General features: G+C 58.0%; 15 protein-coding genes. 3 read left to right on the forward strand and 12 right to left on the reverse strand.

Translation table 11 applies throughout. The features are described from left to right. Window positions 1–66 precede the first annotated feature (66 nt). The 5 genes from fkpB to murJ form a co-directional block, all read right to left on the reverse strand. Window positions 67–534: an FKBP-type peptidyl-prolyl cis-trans isomerase gene (fkpB, locus tag ACP7E4_RS15635; RefSeq protein WP_426115839.1), complete on the reverse strand. Its 468-nt coding sequence runs from the start codon at window positions 532–534 to the stop codon at window positions 67–69. Next, window positions 527–1,033: a signal peptidase II gene (gene lspA, locus ACP7E4_RS15640; protein WP_065836173.1), complete on the reverse strand. Its 507-nt coding sequence runs from the start codon at window positions 1,031–1,033 to the stop codon at window positions 527–529. Before lspA ends, fkpB begins: the two co-directional genes overlap by 8 nt. Next, a complete protein-coding gene (ileS, locus tag ACP7E4_RS15645; RefSeq protein WP_426115836.1) occupies window positions 1,026–3,857 on the reverse strand; it encodes an isoleucine--tRNA ligase in 2,832 nt (943 codons plus the stop codon). Before ileS ends, lspA begins: the two co-directional genes overlap by 8 nt. Then, window positions 3,854–4,804 carry a bifunctional riboflavin kinase/FAD synthetase gene (gene ribF, locus ACP7E4_RS15650; RefSeq protein WP_426115834.1) on the reverse strand — a complete coding sequence of 317 codons (951 nt, stop codon included), beginning with the start codon at window positions 4,802–4,804 and terminating at the stop codon, window positions 3,854–3,856. The genes ileS and ribF overlap by 4 nt, the downstream gene beginning before the upstream one ends. A gap of 132 nt (window positions 4,805–4,936) precedes the next feature. Beyond that, window positions 4,937–6,475 carry a murein biosynthesis integral membrane protein MurJ gene (murJ, locus tag ACP7E4_RS15655; protein ID WP_426115832.1) on the reverse strand — a complete coding sequence of 513 codons (1,539 nt, stop codon included), beginning with the start codon at window positions 6,473–6,475 and terminating at the stop codon, window positions 4,937–4,939. A gap of 251 nt (window positions 6,476–6,726) precedes the next feature. On the opposite strand from murJ, the gene rpsT reads away from it, so the two are divergent. Next, the gene (gene rpsT / locus ACP7E4_RS15660; protein WP_341521313.1) at window positions 6,727–7,002 is read left to right on the forward strand and encodes a 30S ribosomal protein S20; all 276 of its coding nucleotides are present in this window, start codon (window positions 6,727–6,729) and stop codon (window positions 7,000–7,002) included. Window positions 7,003–7,177: 175 nt separating this feature from the next. Here the strand turns inward: rpsT and ACP7E4_RS15665 are convergent, their stop codons facing one another. From ACP7E4_RS15665 to rplU, 5 genes are all read right to left on the reverse strand, one after another. Further along, window positions 7,178–7,648 (reverse strand): CreA family protein, encoded by a 471-nt coding sequence (locus tag ACP7E4_RS15665; protein ID WP_426115830.1) that lies wholly within the window; start codon window positions 7,646–7,648, stop codon window positions 7,178–7,180. 29 nt (window positions 7,649–7,677) lie between these two features. Continuing rightward, a complete protein-coding gene (proB, locus tag ACP7E4_RS15670) occupies window positions 7,678–8,796 on the reverse strand; it encodes a glutamate 5-kinase (protein ID WP_426115980.1) in 1,119 nt (372 codons plus the stop codon). Between the two features lie 103 nt (window positions 8,797–8,899). Continuing rightward, window positions 8,900–10,123: an Obg family GTPase CgtA gene (cgtA, locus tag ACP7E4_RS15675; RefSeq protein WP_020291030.1), complete on the reverse strand. Its 1,224-nt coding sequence runs from the start codon at window positions 10,121–10,123 to the stop codon at window positions 8,900–8,902. A gap of 242 nt (window positions 10,124–10,365) precedes the next feature. Next, on the reverse strand, window positions 10,366–10,641 hold the full coding sequence (rpmA, locus tag ACP7E4_RS15680) for a 50S ribosomal protein L27 (RefSeq protein ID WP_341521316.1): 276 nt from the start codon (window positions 10,639–10,641) through the stop codon (window positions 10,366–10,368). A 32-nt stretch (window positions 10,642–10,673) separates the two neighbouring features. Further along, a complete protein-coding gene (rplU, locus tag ACP7E4_RS15685) occupies window positions 10,674–10,988 on the reverse strand; it encodes a 50S ribosomal protein L21 (RefSeq protein WP_020291028.1) in 315 nt (104 codons plus the stop codon). Between the two features lie 240 nt (window positions 10,989–11,228). On the opposite strand from rplU, the gene ACP7E4_RS15690 reads away from it, so the two are divergent. Both ACP7E4_RS15690 and ACP7E4_RS15695 read left to right on the forward strand, forming a co-directional pair. Next, window positions 11,229–12,197, forward strand: a complete 969-nt coding sequence (locus ACP7E4_RS15690; protein ID WP_426115827.1) for a polyprenyl synthetase family protein — start codon at window positions 11,229–11,231, stop codon at window positions 12,195–12,197. A 282-nt stretch (window positions 12,198–12,479) separates the two neighbouring features. Beyond that, window positions 12,480–12,722 carry a hypothetical protein gene (locus tag ACP7E4_RS15695; RefSeq protein WP_426115825.1) on the forward strand — a complete coding sequence of 81 codons (243 nt, stop codon included), beginning with the start codon at window positions 12,480–12,482 and terminating at the stop codon, window positions 12,720–12,722. 89 nt (window positions 12,723–12,811) lie between these two features. Here the strand turns inward: ACP7E4_RS15695 and ACP7E4_RS15700 are convergent, their stop codons facing one another. Together ACP7E4_RS15700 and ACP7E4_RS15705 are read right to left on the reverse strand one after the other, a co-directional pair. Then, the gene (locus ACP7E4_RS15700; protein ID WP_426115823.1) at window positions 12,812–13,429 is read right to left on the reverse strand and encodes an FKBP-type peptidyl-prolyl cis-trans isomerase; all 618 of its coding nucleotides are present in this window, start codon (window positions 13,427–13,429) and stop codon (window positions 12,812–12,814) included. A gap of 196 nt (window positions 13,430–13,625) precedes the next feature. Continuing rightward, window positions 13,626–13,931 carry a DUF6482 family protein gene (locus tag ACP7E4_RS15705; protein ID WP_065836166.1) on the reverse strand — a complete coding sequence of 102 codons (306 nt, stop codon included), beginning with the start codon at window positions 13,929–13,931 and terminating at the stop codon, window positions 13,626–13,628. Window positions 13,932–14,040: the final 109 nt, after the last annotated feature.

The raw sequence follows: 14,040 nt of genomic DNA on the forward strand, positions 1-14,040 counted from the left end.
GCCTCGTGTCTGCGTGCGAAACAGCCCGACCGGAGTCGGGCTGATTTTCTAACCCAATGTCAGGCTTCAGATAGCCTTGACCTCGAAAATCTCGACTTCGAAGTTCAGGGTCTTGCCCGCCAACGGGTGATTGAAATCGATGGTCACCTGCTCATCATCGAATACCTTCACCACGCCTGGCAGCTCAGTATTGGCCGCATCGTTGAAGATCACCAGCAGGCCCTCGGACAAGTCCATGTCCTTGAACTGCGAACGCGGGATGATCTGGACGTTTTGCGGGTTTGGCTGACCAAAGGCGTTTTCCGGCAGAATCTGCACGGTGCGCTTGTCGCCAGCCTTGAAGCCGAACAATGCAGCTTCGAAGCCAGGCAACAGGTTGCCATCACCCACCTTGAACGTGGCCGGAGCCTTGTCAAAGGTGCTGTCCACCGTGTCGCCGTTTTCCAGACGCAAGGCAAAATGCAGGGTGACTTCGGTGTTCTGACCGATGCGCTGCGCTTTCGCGGCGTTGTCGGCCAATAACTGTTCAGTCATTAACGGGCTCTCCGGTTTTCTTGCTCTTGAACATATCCAGCGCCAGCATGATTGCACCGACGGTGATCGCACTGTCGGCAACGTTGAATGCCGGGAAGCGGTATTCGTTGCGCCAGTGCACAAAAATGAAATCGATCACATGACCCAACGCGATGCGGTCATAGAGGTTGCCCAGAGCGCCCCCCAAAACCAGCGCCAGCGCCACGGCGAGCCAGGTTTCATCCCGGCCCAGACGTTTGAGCCAGACTACCAGCACCGCACTTACCACTACCGCGATCAAGGCGAACAGCCAGCGCTGCCAGCCCGAACTGTCGGCCAGGAAGCTGAATGCCGCGCCGGTGTTGTAGGCCAGGGTCCAGCTGAAATAGTCCGGAATCACGATGATCTGCTGATACAGGCTCAGCGTGTTTTCGAAGTAATACTTGCTGGCCTGGTCGATGACCAGGACCAGCACGCTCAGCCAGAGCCAGGCCAGACGGCCGAAACCTGCCTTAGGCATAGTGACGAACCTCACCCGAACCGCTGATATTGTCGACGCAACGACCGCAGATTTCAGGATGCTCCGGATCTACGCCGACGTCTGCACGGTGATGCCAGCAACGGGCGCACTTCGGATGACCGGACTTGACCACCTTCAGCTTCAGGCCGGTCACCTCGGTCACCACCGCATCGGCAGGCGCATCAAGTACCGGAGCGACACTGGCAGTCGAAGTTATCAGCACAAAACGCAGCTCATTGCCGAGCTTGGCGAGGTCCGCAACCAGCGAGTCCTGGGCATACAAGGTCACTTCAGCTTGCAGGTTGCCGCCAATGGCCTTGGCTGCCCGCAGGTTTTCCATTTCCTTGTTGACCGCGACTTTGACTTCCATGATCCGCTCCCAATAGGCGCGGTCCAGTTCGAAGTCAGCCGGCATTTCGCTCAGGCCTTCGTACCAGGTGTTGAGCATCACCGATTCGTTACGCTCGCCCGGCAGGTACTGCCACAGCTCGTCGGCGGTGAACGCCAGGATCGGCGCGATCCAGCGCACCAGCGCCTCGGAGATGTGGAACAGCGCGGTCTGGCAGGAGCGCCGTGCCGTGCTGTCGGCTGCCGTGGTGTACTGACGGTCCTTGATGATGTCCAGATAGAACCCACCCAGTTCCTGCACGCAGAAATTGTGGATCTTCGAGTAGACGTTCCAGAAACGGTATTCGCCGTAGTGTTCCTGCAGTTCACGTTGCAGCAGCGCAGCGCGATCCACGGCCCAGCGATCCAGCGCGAGCATTTCTTCAGCCGGCAGGATATCGGTCGCCGGGTTGAAGCCAGTCAGGTTCGAGAGCATGAAACGTGCAGTGTTGCGGATCCGCCGATAGGCGTCTGCGCTGCGCTGCAGGATCTGATCGGACACCGCCATCTCGCCGGAGTAGTCAGTGGCGGAAACCCACAGACGCATGATGTCGGCGCCCAGGGAATCGTTGACCTTCTGCGGCGCAACCACGTTGTTCAGCGACTTGGACATCTTGCGACCGTTTTCGTCGACGACGAAACCGTGGGTCAGCAATTCGCGATACGGCGCGTGGTCGTCCAGCATGCAACCGGTCAGCAAGGACGAGTGGAACCAGCCACGGTGCTGATCCGAGCCTTCAAGGTACAGATCGGCACGCGGGCCGGTCTCGTGGCCCATCGGGTGCGAACCGCGCAGGACATGCCAGTGCGTGGTGCCGGAATCGAACCAGACGTCCAGGGTGTCGGAGATCTTGTCGTACTTGGGCGCTTCGTCACCGAGCAACTCGGCGGCGTCCAGCTTGAACCAGGCTTCGATACCTTCCTGCTCGACACGCAGGGCGACTTCTTCCATCAGCTCAACGGTACGCGGGTGCAGCTCGCCGCTTTCCTTGTGCAGGAAGAACGGGATCGGCACGCCCCAGTTGCGCTGACGCGAGATGCACCAGTCAGGACGATTGGCGATCATCGAGTGCAGGCGCGCCTGACCCCAGGCCGGTACGAACTGAGTCTCTTCGATGGCTTTGACGGCACGTTCGCGCAGGGTTTCGCCGGTTTGCGGCTGCTTGTCCATGCCCACGAACCACTGCGCGGTGGCGCGGTAGATCAGCGGCGACTTGTGGCGCCAGCAGTGCATGTAGCTGTGCGTGATGGTTTCGGTGTCTAGCAGGCTGCCCACTTCGGCCAGTTTGTCGATGATGTTCTGGTTGGCCTTGAAGATGAACTGGCCACCAAAGAACTCCAGCGACTCGACATACACGCCGTTGCTCTGCACCGGACTGATGATGTCATCGTTGGTCAGGCCGTAGCTTTTGCTGATCACAAAGTCGTCGACGCCATAGGCGGGCGAGCAGTGAACAATGCCGGTACCGGCACCCAGCTCGACGTAGTCAGCCAGATACACAGGCGACAGGCGATCGTAGAACGGGTGACGGAAGTTGATCAGCTCCAGTTCAGCGCCCGTAGTGGTGGCGATCACAGTGCCTTGCAGCTTGTAGCGCGCCAGGCACGACTCGACCAGCTCCGAAGCCAGCACCAGCAATTTGTCACCGACATCCACCAGCGAGTATTCGAACTCGGGGTGAACGTTCAACGCCTGGTTGGCAGGGATGGTCCACGGGGTGGTGGTCCAGATAACGATGGATGCAGGCTTGCTCAACTCAGACAAACCGAAGGCATTGGCCAGCTTGGCTTCATCGGCAATCGGGAAAGCCACGTCGATGGTCGAAGATTTCTTGTCCTGGTATTCGACTTCCGCTTCAGCCAGGGCCGAACCGCAATCGAAACACCAGTTCACAGGCTTGAGGCCCTTGAACACGAAACCGCCCTTGACCATTTCCGCCAGGGCACGGATTTCTCCAGCTTCGTTGGCGAAATCCATGGTGCGGTACGGATTGTCCCAGTCGCCCAACACGCCCAGGCGGATGAATTCGGCTTTCTGGCCTTCGATCTGCTCGGCCGCGTAGGCACGGCACAGCTCGCGGGTCTTGTCCGCAGGCAGGTTCTTGCCGTGGGTGACTTCAACCTTGTGCTCGATCGGCAGGCCATGGCAGTCCCAACCCGGAACGTAAGGCGCGTCGAAGCCCGAAAGGGTTTTCGAGCGGATGATCATGTCCTTGAGAATCTTGTTTACGGCGTGACCGATGTGAATATTGCCGTTGGCATAAGGAGGGCCGTCGTGCAGGACGAACTTCGGACGATCCTTGCCAATTTCGCGCAGCTTCTGGTACAGGCCAATGCTGTCCCAGCGCTGCAGAGTTTGCGGCTCGCGCTGGGGCAGGCCGGCCTTCATTGGGAAGGCGGTGTCCGGAAGGTTTAGCGTGGCTTTGTAGTCGGTCATTTAAGGCTCTTCGTTAGCGGTTGGCCATGCCAATGGGCACGGGCGGCGGCGACGTCCGCATTGATCGCCGTCTTGAGCGCCTCCAGTGAGGCGAATCGCTGCTCATCACGCAGCTTGTGGTGGAAAGCCACCGTCAAACGCCGGTCATACAGGTCACCGGCAAAATCCAGAAGATGCACTTCAAGGTGGGCACTGCCATCACCTGCCACAGTCGGGCGCACGCCGATATTGGCGACGCCCGGCCAGGTCTTGCCGTCGATGCTCGCACTGACCAGATAAACCCCGGTCAGCGGTACACGACGACGCTTGAGTTGCACGTTGGCCGTGGGCGTACCCAACTGGCGCGCCAGTTTCTGGCCGTGCAGCACTCTTCCGGTAATCCGGAACGGACGACCGAGCATGCGCTCGGCAAGGGTGAAGTCCGCCACAGCCAAGGCATTACGCACCTTGGTGCTGCTGACCCGAACACCATCGATCTCGACGGTCTGCGCCGCCTCGACCGTGAAGCCCTTGGTGGCACCCACGTGTTGCAGAAAATCGAAATCGCCGATCCGGTCACAACCGAAACGGAAGTCGTCGCCCACTTCGAGATGTTGTACGCCCAGGCCCTGGATCAGCACCGTTTCGACGAACTCGGCAGCACTGAGCTCACTCAAGCGTTGATTGAAAGCCAGGCACAACACCTGATCAACGCCCTCGGCGGCGAGCAATTCCAGCTTGTCGCGTAAACGCGCCAGACGGGCTGGAGCGGTGGCCGGGGCGAAGAACTCACGCGGCTGCGGCTCGAAAATCACCACGCAGCTGGGCAGGCCCAACTCGACAGCACGATCCCGCAAGCGCGCCAGAATAGCCTGGTGGCCTCGGTGAACACCGTCAAAGTTGCCGATAGTGGCGACGCAACCCCGATGTTGGGGAAGCAGATTGTGAAGGCCTCGAACCAGCTGCATAACGCGCTTCTTGCTCATAAAGTGGCCGATTATAACCACACACAGCCCTGGACGACAGGCAACACGCCAAGGCAAAACAACAGTCGTGCGCCCATAACGGCAAAAATCGACGACTACCCTTTGAATCCCTTCCTACATTACTGCACTGCGGGCGAAGTCTTTCAGACGAAAGCCCAGTGCCAGAAGCATCACGAAATACGTCGCCAGCCCCGCAGCCACCAGACCACCCAGGCGAACGAAGCGCTCCAGCATATGCCCCTCGTCCCACGCCGGCATGAAGTGCATGAGTCCCAGCAGAACGCCCGACATCACCGCCACCGCCAGGACCAGCTTGAATAAATACTTTGTCCAGCCCGGCTGCGGCTGAAACAAATCCTGCTTGCGCAGCTGCCAGAACAGCAATCCGGCATTGATGCAGGCACCGACACTGATCGCCAACGCCAGGCCCGCATGTTGCAGCGGACCAATGAACGCGAGGTTGAGCAACTGAGTAACAATGAGGGTGAAAATCGCGATTTTCACCGGGGTACGAATATTTTGTTGTGCATAAAAGCCGGGCGCCAGCACCTTGATGACAATGATGCCCAGCAGGCCGACGGAATAAGCGATCAATGCACGCTGGGTCATGGCCGCGTCCATTGCGTCGAATTTACCGTATTGAAACAGAGAAACGGTCAGCGGTTCTGCGAGGATGCCCAAGGCAAGCGTGCATGGCAGGACCAGCACGAAGCACAGGCGCAAACCCCAGTCGAGGATCCGCGAATACTCATGGCGGTCCTTGCTGGCGTAGGTTTTGGAGAGGATTGGCAACAAGATCGTGCCGAGCGCAACGCCCAGCACACCGGATGGCAATTCCATCAAACGGTCGGCGTAGTACATCCACGATACCGATCCGGCCACGAGAAACGAGGCAAATATCGTATTGATAATCAGAGAAATCTGACTCACGGAAACGCCAAGGATGGCCGGCAGCATCTGCTTCATTACCCGCCAGACGCCTGAGTCGCGCAAATTCAGGCGCGGCAGGACCAACATGCCGATCTTTTTCAGGTGTGGCAGTTGGTAAAGAAGCTGCAACAGACCACCGACCAGCACCGCCCAACCCAGCGCCATAACCGGCGGATCGAAATATGGAGTCAGGAACAGCGCGAAAAAAATCATGCTGACGTTGAGCAGGGTCGGCACGAAGGCCGGAACGGAGAAGCGATTCCAGGTATTGAGGATCGCGCCCGCCAGCGATGACAGCGAGATCAGCAATATATAAGGAAAGGTCACCCGCAACAGGTCGGACGTCAGCGCGAATTTTTCCGGCGTGTCAGCAAAGCCGGGGGCCGTGGCCCAGATGACCCAAGGAGCGGCAATAATGCCCAACAAGGTCACCAGCGCCAACACCAGGGTCAGCAAGCCGGTCACGTATGCCACGAAGGTCCGCGTCGCCTCTTCGCCCTGCTGGCTTTTATATTCCGCCAGAATCGGCACGAATGCCTGGGAGAACGCGCCCTCGGCAAAGATCCGGCGCAGCAGGTTGGGCAGTTTGAATGCGATAAAAAAGGCATCCGTTGCCATTCCGGCACCGAAAGTTCGCGCGATGATCGTGTCCCGGATAAAGCCCAAAACCCGGGAAAGCATCGTAATAGAGCTAACGGCAGCCAATGATTTGAGTAGATTCATTAAGGAATTATTGCCTTGGCTAAAGGACCGGGCGATTAACCTGTCCATTTATGCGATACTCCGCGCCGCAAAAGCCCAGAGTCAAAGTCGGCGAGTTTACAGGTCGCGCACCGGAAATAAATATCCCGGTCAAACACAGCGACCACTCAGCGGAACACATCAACTGCCCTTGACAACACATCAACTCATCGGCATGATTCGCGGCCTATTTTGTTTGCTATTTCCTAAAAAGTCTTTCGAGGAGCTCGACGGTGGCCAACACACCTTCCGCCAAAAAACGTGCAAAACAGGCTGAGAAGCGTCGCAGCCACAACGCCAGCCTGCGTTCCATGGTTCGTACCTACATCAAGAATGTAGTTAAAGCCATCGACGCAAAAGACGCTGAAAAAGCGCAAGCTGCTTATGTTCTGGCTGTGCCAATCATCGACCGTATGGCCGATAAAGGCATCATCCACAAGAACAAGGCTGCTCGCCATAAAGGTCGCCTGAATGGTCACATCAAGGCTCTGAACCTTGCTGCTGCCTAAGCGACACGCTTGTTAAAAAACCGACCTCAGGGTCGGTTTTTTATTGGGTTGGATTTGGTGACGAATCCCAAAGCGCTGAAGCGAGGCTTGCCCGCGAATCGTAATTTCAGCCAACACGCCCAGCGCCTGGCATCACCTGTTCGCGGGCAAGCCTCGCTCCAACGAGCCCACTACCTCATGGCGCTGGCGCGGGCGTCCACGGCAGGATCGGAATCGCTGTCACGGCATTCTGCGGGCTGCCTTCGATGATGCGATCGCTATAGACCAGATACACCAGCGTATTGCGCTTCTTGTCCAGGAAACGCACGACCTGCATGGTCTTGAAGACCAGCGATGTGCGCTCCTTGAACACCTCATCACCATCCTTCAGGTTTTCCTTGAAGCGGATCGGCCCGACCTGGCGACAGGCGATGGACGCCTCGGCGCGATCTTCAGCCAAGCCGAGACCGCCCTTCACTCCCCCGGTCTTTGCCCGGGACAAATAGCAGGTCACGCCTTCGACCTTGGGGTCATCGAATGCTTCGACCACAATCCGGTCGTTCGGCCCGACAAACTTGAACACGGTCGAAACCTGACCAATCTCTTCAGCCGATGCCAGCAGCGGAAACGCCAGCAGCAACCCCAATATTCCTTTCATGAAGCGCATCAAATCTTCCTTCCAGCAAAAAAGCCCGATCAAACCAGAATCAGATTATCCCGATGCACCAGCTCTGGCTCGGCCATATAGCCAAGCACGCGCACGATGGCGTCGGATGACTGACCAATAATCTTCTGTGCCTCAAGCGCACTGTAGTTACTCAAGCCCCGTGCAACCTCGCGGCCATCCGGCGCGACACAGACCACCATCTCACCGCGACGGAAGCTGCCTTGCACCAGCTTCACGCCCACGGGCAGCAGGCTTTTGTGATCAGTGCTCAGCGCCTTCACGGCACCGGCATCGAGCACCAGCGTGCCACGGGTCTGGAGATGCCCCGCCAGCCATTGCTTGCGCGCTGCGAGCATTTCACGCTCTGGCGACAGCAGCGTACCGAGTCGCTCGCCAGCCTTGAGCCGCGCCAGGACGCGCTCGATGCGACCACCGACGATGACCGTATGCGCCCCGGAACGAGCCGCCAGCCGCGCCGCGCGCAACTTGGTCTGCATGCCGCCACGACCCAATGCGCCGCCCGCACCACCCGCAACAGCGTCCAGCGCCGGATCATCGGCACGCGCTTCGTAGATCAACTGGGCTTCTGGGTTGTTGCGCGGATCGGCGTCGAACATGCCGTCGCGGTCGGTCAGAATCACCAACAGGTCAGCCTCGACCAGATTCGCCACCAGCGCAGCCAGCGTGTCGTTGTCACCAAAACGAATTTCATCGGTCACGACCGTGTCGTTTTCGTTGATGACCGGGATGACACCCAGCTCGACCAGCGTACGCAGAGTGCTGCGGGCGTTCAGGTAGCGTTTGCGATCAGACAGGTCGTCGTGGGTCAGGAGGATCTGTGCGGTATGCCGGCCATGCTCGGCAAAGCTCGATTCCCACGCCTGAACCAGGCCCATCTGACCAATAGCGGCGGCAGCCTGCAGTTCGTGCATGGCACTGGGTCGTACCGTCCAGCCCAGACGACTCATCCCGGCCGCGACAGCCCCGGATGACACCAATACCAGCTCAACGCCCGCTTCATGCAGCGCCACCATTTGCTCGACCCACACACCCATCGCCGAACGATCAAGGCCTTTGCCGTCTGCCGTAAGCAGGGCACTGCCGATCTTCACCACCCAGCGCTGGGCGCCCGTCACTTTGCTGCGCATCATCTTCCAACCTTAGCCAGAGAATTTTGGTAGATACAAATTCGAGAAACCGGATACAAAAACGCCGCTTATAAATAAGCGGCGTCTAGTTTACTGCACCCGATCAGTCACGGACGTAAATGATTTCCGGACCATCTTCATCGTCCTCATCATCTTCATCCCAATCGTCTTCACCAATGTCATGCACGCTCTTCACGCCGCTGCGGCGCAATGCACGCTGATCATCCAGCGCTTGCAGCTGGGCACGCGCTTCATCTTCGATACGTTGATCCAGCTCGGCCAGCTCTTCAGCATAGCCAGGCTCTTCGACCAGACGCAGATTGCGCTCTTCGAGATAACGCATGATGTCGCGGCTCAGCTGCTCGGTGCCTTCTTTGGCAATCGCAGAGATCACATAGACCGGACCGGTCCATTCAAGACGATCGACGATTTCCTTGACCCGGGCTTCGTGCTCTTCTTCCAGGATCTGGTCGCACTTGTTCAGCACCAGCCAGCGGTCACGCTCAGCCAGGGACGGGCTGAACTTGACCAGCTCGTTGACGATGATTTCAGCGGCGTCTGGAGCACTGGATTCATCCAGCGGCGCCATGTCGACGAGGTGCAACAGCAGACGGGTCCGCGCCAGGTGCTTGAGGAAACGAATCCCCAGGCCCGCGCCATCGGAAGCGCCTTCGATCAGACCAGGAATATCGGCAACAACGAAGCTTTTCCAGCGATCAACACTGACCACACCCAGGTTCGGGATCAGGGTGGTGAACGGGTAATCGGCAACTTTCGGCTTGGCAGCGGACACCGAGCGAATGAACGTGCTTTTACCGGCGTTCGGCAAACCCAGCAGACCGACGTCAGCGAGAACCTTCAGCTCCAGCTTGAGATCGCGCTGATCACCGGGCTTGCCCGGCGTCGTCTGACGTGGCGCACGGTTGGTGCTGGATTTGAAACGCGTGTTACCCAGACCGTGCCAGCCGCCCATGGCAACCAGCAGACGCTGACCAGCCTTGGTCAGGTCGCCGATGATTTCCTGGGTGCTCGCATCGATAACGGTGGTACCGACCGGTACGCGCAGCACCAGCTCTTCACCTTTCTTGCCGGTGCAATCGGCGCTGCCGCCATTGGAACCGCGCTCGGCGTCGAAGTGACGGGTGTAACGGTAGTCGACCAGGGTATTGAGGTTTTCGTCGGCGATCATATAGATCGAGCCGCCATCGCCACCGTCGCCGCCGTTAGGACCGCCGTTCTCGATGAATTTTTCGCGACGGAAGCTCATGCAACCGTTGCCGCCGTCACCGGCCTTTACTCGAATGGATACTTCATCAACAAATTTCATAACGCACGCCTCCCGCCACAGGGACGAGCTGAACAACATAAATTCATAAGACTCTTGCAAAAATGAGCGTTGCGATACCGATCAGAAACCAGCGACCTCAAGGGGTCAACATCACAACAGCCCGCACAAACAGTTTTGCAAGAGACTCACCAAAAGCTTTTACAACCTATAACCAACAACCAACAACCTTCAAAAACGAAAAAGCCCCGTCGCGAGACAGGGCTTTTCCAGCTGCTGCATGATTACGCTGCGGAGACTACAGTCTTCGGAACGATGCTCACGTAGCGACGACCGAAGGCGCCTTTAACCTGGAACTTGATCACGCCTTCCACTTTCGCGAACAGGGTGTGATCTTTACCCATGCCTACGCCGTAGCCAGCGTGGAATTGGGTGCCGCGCTGACGCACGATGATGTTGCCCGGAATGATAGCCTGGCCGCCATACATCTTAACGCCAAGGCGTTTGGCTTCTGAGTCGCGACCGTTACGGGTACTACCACCAGCTTTTTTGTGTGCCATGAGTCAATTCTCCAAATGAGGATTAGGCTGAATTAAGCCTGAATACCGGTGATTTTGATCTCGGTGTACCACTGGCGGTGGCCCATACGCTTCATGTGGTGCTTACGACGACGGAACTTGATGATGCGGATTTTGTCGTGACGACCTTGGGAGATCACTTCAGCAACAACGGTGGCACCAACAACAACTGGAGCGCCGATGTTCACGTCGTCGCCATTGGCAACCAACAGAACGCGATCAAAAGTAACGGATTCGCCAGTGGCGATTTCCAGTTTTTCGATCTTCAGGTATTCACCTGGGGCAACCTTGTATTGCTTGCCACCGGTTACGATTACTGCATAAGACATGGTATTTCTCCGTAAATCCTGCTCACCCAGCTCTTTATAAGTAGAGTATTGGCTGGCATGGCTGCTTGGGGCTGGAACGGCCCGTTTGCAATTGCGTAAGGCAGGTGCTGCCCAGGAAAGTTAGGGTGCGCGATTGTACGCAAGGCGCAAGACTGATGCAAGAGCCCAAACGTCATGCCTTGACACCTTCGGACCCGCAACCTAGCATGCGGCGCATCCCTTCTGGAGCACCTGTCGCTGATGCAACCTCAAGCCTTCTACCGCGCGGTGGCGGACGATTTTAGTGCCGTTGACGTCATTATCAAGAAGCAGCTGACGTCGCGCGTACCGCTGGTCTCGAAAATCGGTGACTACATCACTTCGGCCGGTGGCAAACGCCTGCGCCCGTTGCTGGTACTTTTGTGTGGCAAGGCCCTGGGCCGCGAAGGCGATGACCTGCGCCTGCTGGCCGCCACCATCGAATTCCTGCACACCGCAACCTTGCTGCACGACGACGTCGTGGACATGTCCGGCATGCGCCGTGGCCGTTCGACCGCCAATGCGCTGTGGGGCAATGCGCCCAGCGTACTGGTCGGTGACTTCCTTTATTCGCGCTCGTTCGAAATGATGGTTGAGCTTGGCTCGATGCCCGTCATGAAGATTCTGTCGAAAGCGACGCGGGTGATTGCCGAAGGCGAAGTGCTGCAGCTGTCGAAGATCCGCGATGCAAGCACTACCGAAGAAACCTATATGGAAGTGATTCGCGGCAAGACAGCCATGCTGTTCGAAGCCTCGACGCACAGCGCCGCAGCCTTGTGCAATGCGAGCGAAGCACAGAGCGAAGCCCTGCGCACGTTCGGTGACCATCTGGGCGTTGCCTTCCAGCTGGTTGACGATCTGCTCGATTATCGCGGCGACGCGGAAACCCTGGGCAAGAACGTCGGCGACGACCTGGCCGAGGGCAAGCCTACCCTGCCGCTGATCTACACCATGCGCGAAGGCACGCCGGAACAGGCCGCTCTGGTGCGTCAGGCCATTCAGAAAGGCGGTCTGGAAGATCTGGAAAGCATTCGCAATGCTGTCGAGCAAGCCGGCGCGCTGGATTACACCGCGCAACTGGCCCGGGATTACGTCGCCCGCGCCATCGCCTGCCTGGATGCCCTGCCGCCTAGCGAGTACCGCGATGCGTTAGTGGAGTTGAGTGAGTTTGCGGTAGCACGTACGCACTGATCGCCCCGCCGCACTCAAAAAGCCCGTCAATGTGACGGGCTTTTTGTTGGGACTTCCACCGCCTTTGATTTTGTGGGAGCAAGCTTGCTTGCGAAGGCGGCATTCAACGATCTGAAGATGCATCGACAGTACTGGCCTTTTCGCGAGCAAGCTCGCTCCCACGACCTGACGCCTTAGTGACCCACATCAACCACTCGGCGCAAAATGCGAACAATTCTCAATAGAGACTTGCTATTCCATCAATAAGAATTATTCTCATTGGACTTACCAAGGAGAAGACACATGACTTACTTGATCGATGCATGGCTGGATCGCCCGCACCCTTACCTCAGGATTCTTCACCGGGAAACGGGCGAAGTCTGTGCGGTCCTGGAAGAGGAAGCGCTGGATGAATTGCGTGATCAGGGTGATCTGGACGTACATGACCTGAGTTCGAGCGAACCGGTCGTGCTCAAGGAGCTGGTGCGCAATCTTTTTCTGTTCTGCTATGCGCGAGCGCTACGTCCGGTGGGAGAGTTGCACTGACCATGAGCCACCGCACTCCCCAACCGAACGTCGATGCTGAACGAACCAGGGCGATTCGTTCAGCAGTCAACTGATGCGACCAGAGTCGATCAGAGAACGTCCAGCAACTCGACGTCGAATACCAGCACGCTGTGCGGCGGGATGCTGCCAACGCCTTGAGCGCCGTAAGCCAGCTCGCTCGGCACGTGCAGACGCCATTTGCTGCCGGCATTCATCAATTGCAGTGCTTCGGTCCAGCCTGGGATAACGCCGCCAACCGGGAATTCAGCCGGTTCGCCACGATCGTAGGAGCTGTCGAACACAGTGCCGTCGATCAACGTACCGTGGTAATGCGTACGCACCTGATCTTCGCGCGACGGCTTGGCGCCATCACCGCTGGTCAGCACTTCGAACTGCAGGCCGGAAGCCAGAGTGGTCACGCCGTCGCGTTTGCCGTTCTCGGCCAGGTAAGCCAGACCAGCGCCCGCAGCCTGTTCAGCCTTGGCAGCTGCTTCGGCCTGCATGATGTCGCGGATGACTTTGAAGCTGGCGGACATTTCTTCCTGACCTACACGGCTTGGCTTGCCACCGAATGCATCGGTGAGGCCGGCCAGGATTGCATCCAGGTTTACGCCTGGTGGCGGATTGTCACGCAGCTGGTCGCCCAGTTGACGGCCGATGCCGTAGCTGACGCGGGTTTCATCGGTAGACAGGTTAACTTCGGACATATCGCTGCTCCGCAAGGGGAACGCTCAAACAAAGCGCCCCGAACCAAAAGGGCAAGCAGCCTAGCACAATGAAGGTTAAGCCTGTTGCGCAGACTGGGTGGGAGCGAGCTTGCTCGCGAAAGGTCCAGTACATCCAACAGATTACTGCGGCTGTAAACATTATTCGCGAGCAAGCTCGCTCCCACCCACGCCCGTCTCACCACTTCGAATGAAAACTGATCGGCACGCGCAGCGGGTCGCGCTTGTCCATCGGCATGCCGCACATTTCGTCATGGACCACGGCATGGACGAGGTGAAACGGTAAGGGCGGCAAGTCCTTGAGCAGCTCTCGGGCATGCTCGACAGAGCGCAAATGCATGATTTCGCCGTTATCGTCATTCAGGTAGCCCACCGTGCCCTGCAATCGCGCTTGCAGCAGGTAGATACCGCCTTCGATGGAGATCAGGTTCAGTTCGTCGATGCTTCCTGCGTTGGCATGCCTTGCCAGTTCATATGCGTTCATTTGCTATCCCTCTAAAAAGCTACACGACTGTTATGCAAAACCATAGACACCGTATAACAACATAGCGGATCCAAACGCCGGCAACGACACCGCCCGTCCATCTCGCGAT

This window comes from Pseudomonas sp. DSP3-2-3, from assembly GCF_049898225.1.
Lineage (GTDB): Bacteria > Pseudomonadota > Gammaproteobacteria > Pseudomonadales > Pseudomonadaceae > Aquipseudomonas.

Bases quoted from the DNA above. Each gene is read 5' to 3' on its own strand.
- fkpB (WP_426115839.1), bottom strand. From the start codon at position 534: ATGACTGAACAGTTATTGGCCGACAACGCCGCGAAAGCGCAGCGCATC.
- lspA (WP_065836173.1), bottom strand. From the start codon at position 1,033: ATGCCTAAGGCAGGTTTCGGCCGTCTGGCCTGGCTCTGGCTGAGCGTG.
- ileS (WP_426115836.1), bottom strand. From the start codon at position 3,857: ATGACCGACTACAAAGCCACGCTAAACCTTCCGGACACCGCCTTCCCA.
- ribF (WP_426115834.1), bottom strand. From the start codon at position 4,804: ATGCAGCTGGTTCGAGGCCTTCACAATCTGCTTCCCCAACATCGGGGT.
- murJ (WP_426115832.1), bottom strand. From the start codon at position 6,475: ATGAATCTACTCAAATCATTGGCTGCCGTTAGCTCTATTACGATGCTT.
- ACP7E4_RS15665 (WP_426115830.1), bottom strand. From the start codon at position 7,648: ATGCGCTTCATGAAAGGAATATTGGGGTTGCTGCTGGCGTTTCCGCTG.
- proB (WP_426115980.1), bottom strand. From the start codon at position 8,796: ATGCGCAGCAAAGTGACGGGCGCCCAGCGCTGGGTGGTGAAGATCGGC.
- cgtA (WP_020291030.1), bottom strand. From the start codon at position 10,123: ATGAAATTTGTTGATGAAGTATCCATTCGAGTAAAGGCCGGTGACGGC.
- rpmA (WP_341521316.1), bottom strand. From the start codon at position 10,641: ATGGCACACAAAAAAGCTGGTGGTAGTACCCGTAACGGTCGCGACTCA.
- rplU (WP_020291028.1), bottom strand. From the start codon at position 10,988: ATGTCTTATGCAGTAATCGTAACCGGTGGCAAGCAATACAAGGTTGCC.
- ACP7E4_RS15690 (WP_426115827.1), top strand. From the start codon at position 11,229: ATGCAACCTCAAGCCTTCTACCGCGCGGTGGCGGACGATTTTAGTGCC.
- ACP7E4_RS15695 (WP_426115825.1), top strand. From the start codon at position 12,480: ATGACTTACTTGATCGATGCATGGCTGGATCGCCCGCACCCTTACCTC.
- ACP7E4_RS15700 (WP_426115823.1), bottom strand. From the start codon at position 13,429: ATGTCCGAAGTTAACCTGTCTACCGATGAAACCCGCGTCAGCTACGGC.
- ACP7E4_RS15705 (WP_065836166.1), bottom strand. From the start codon at position 13,931: ATGAACGCATATGAACTGGCAAGGCATGCCAACGCAGGAAGCATCGAC.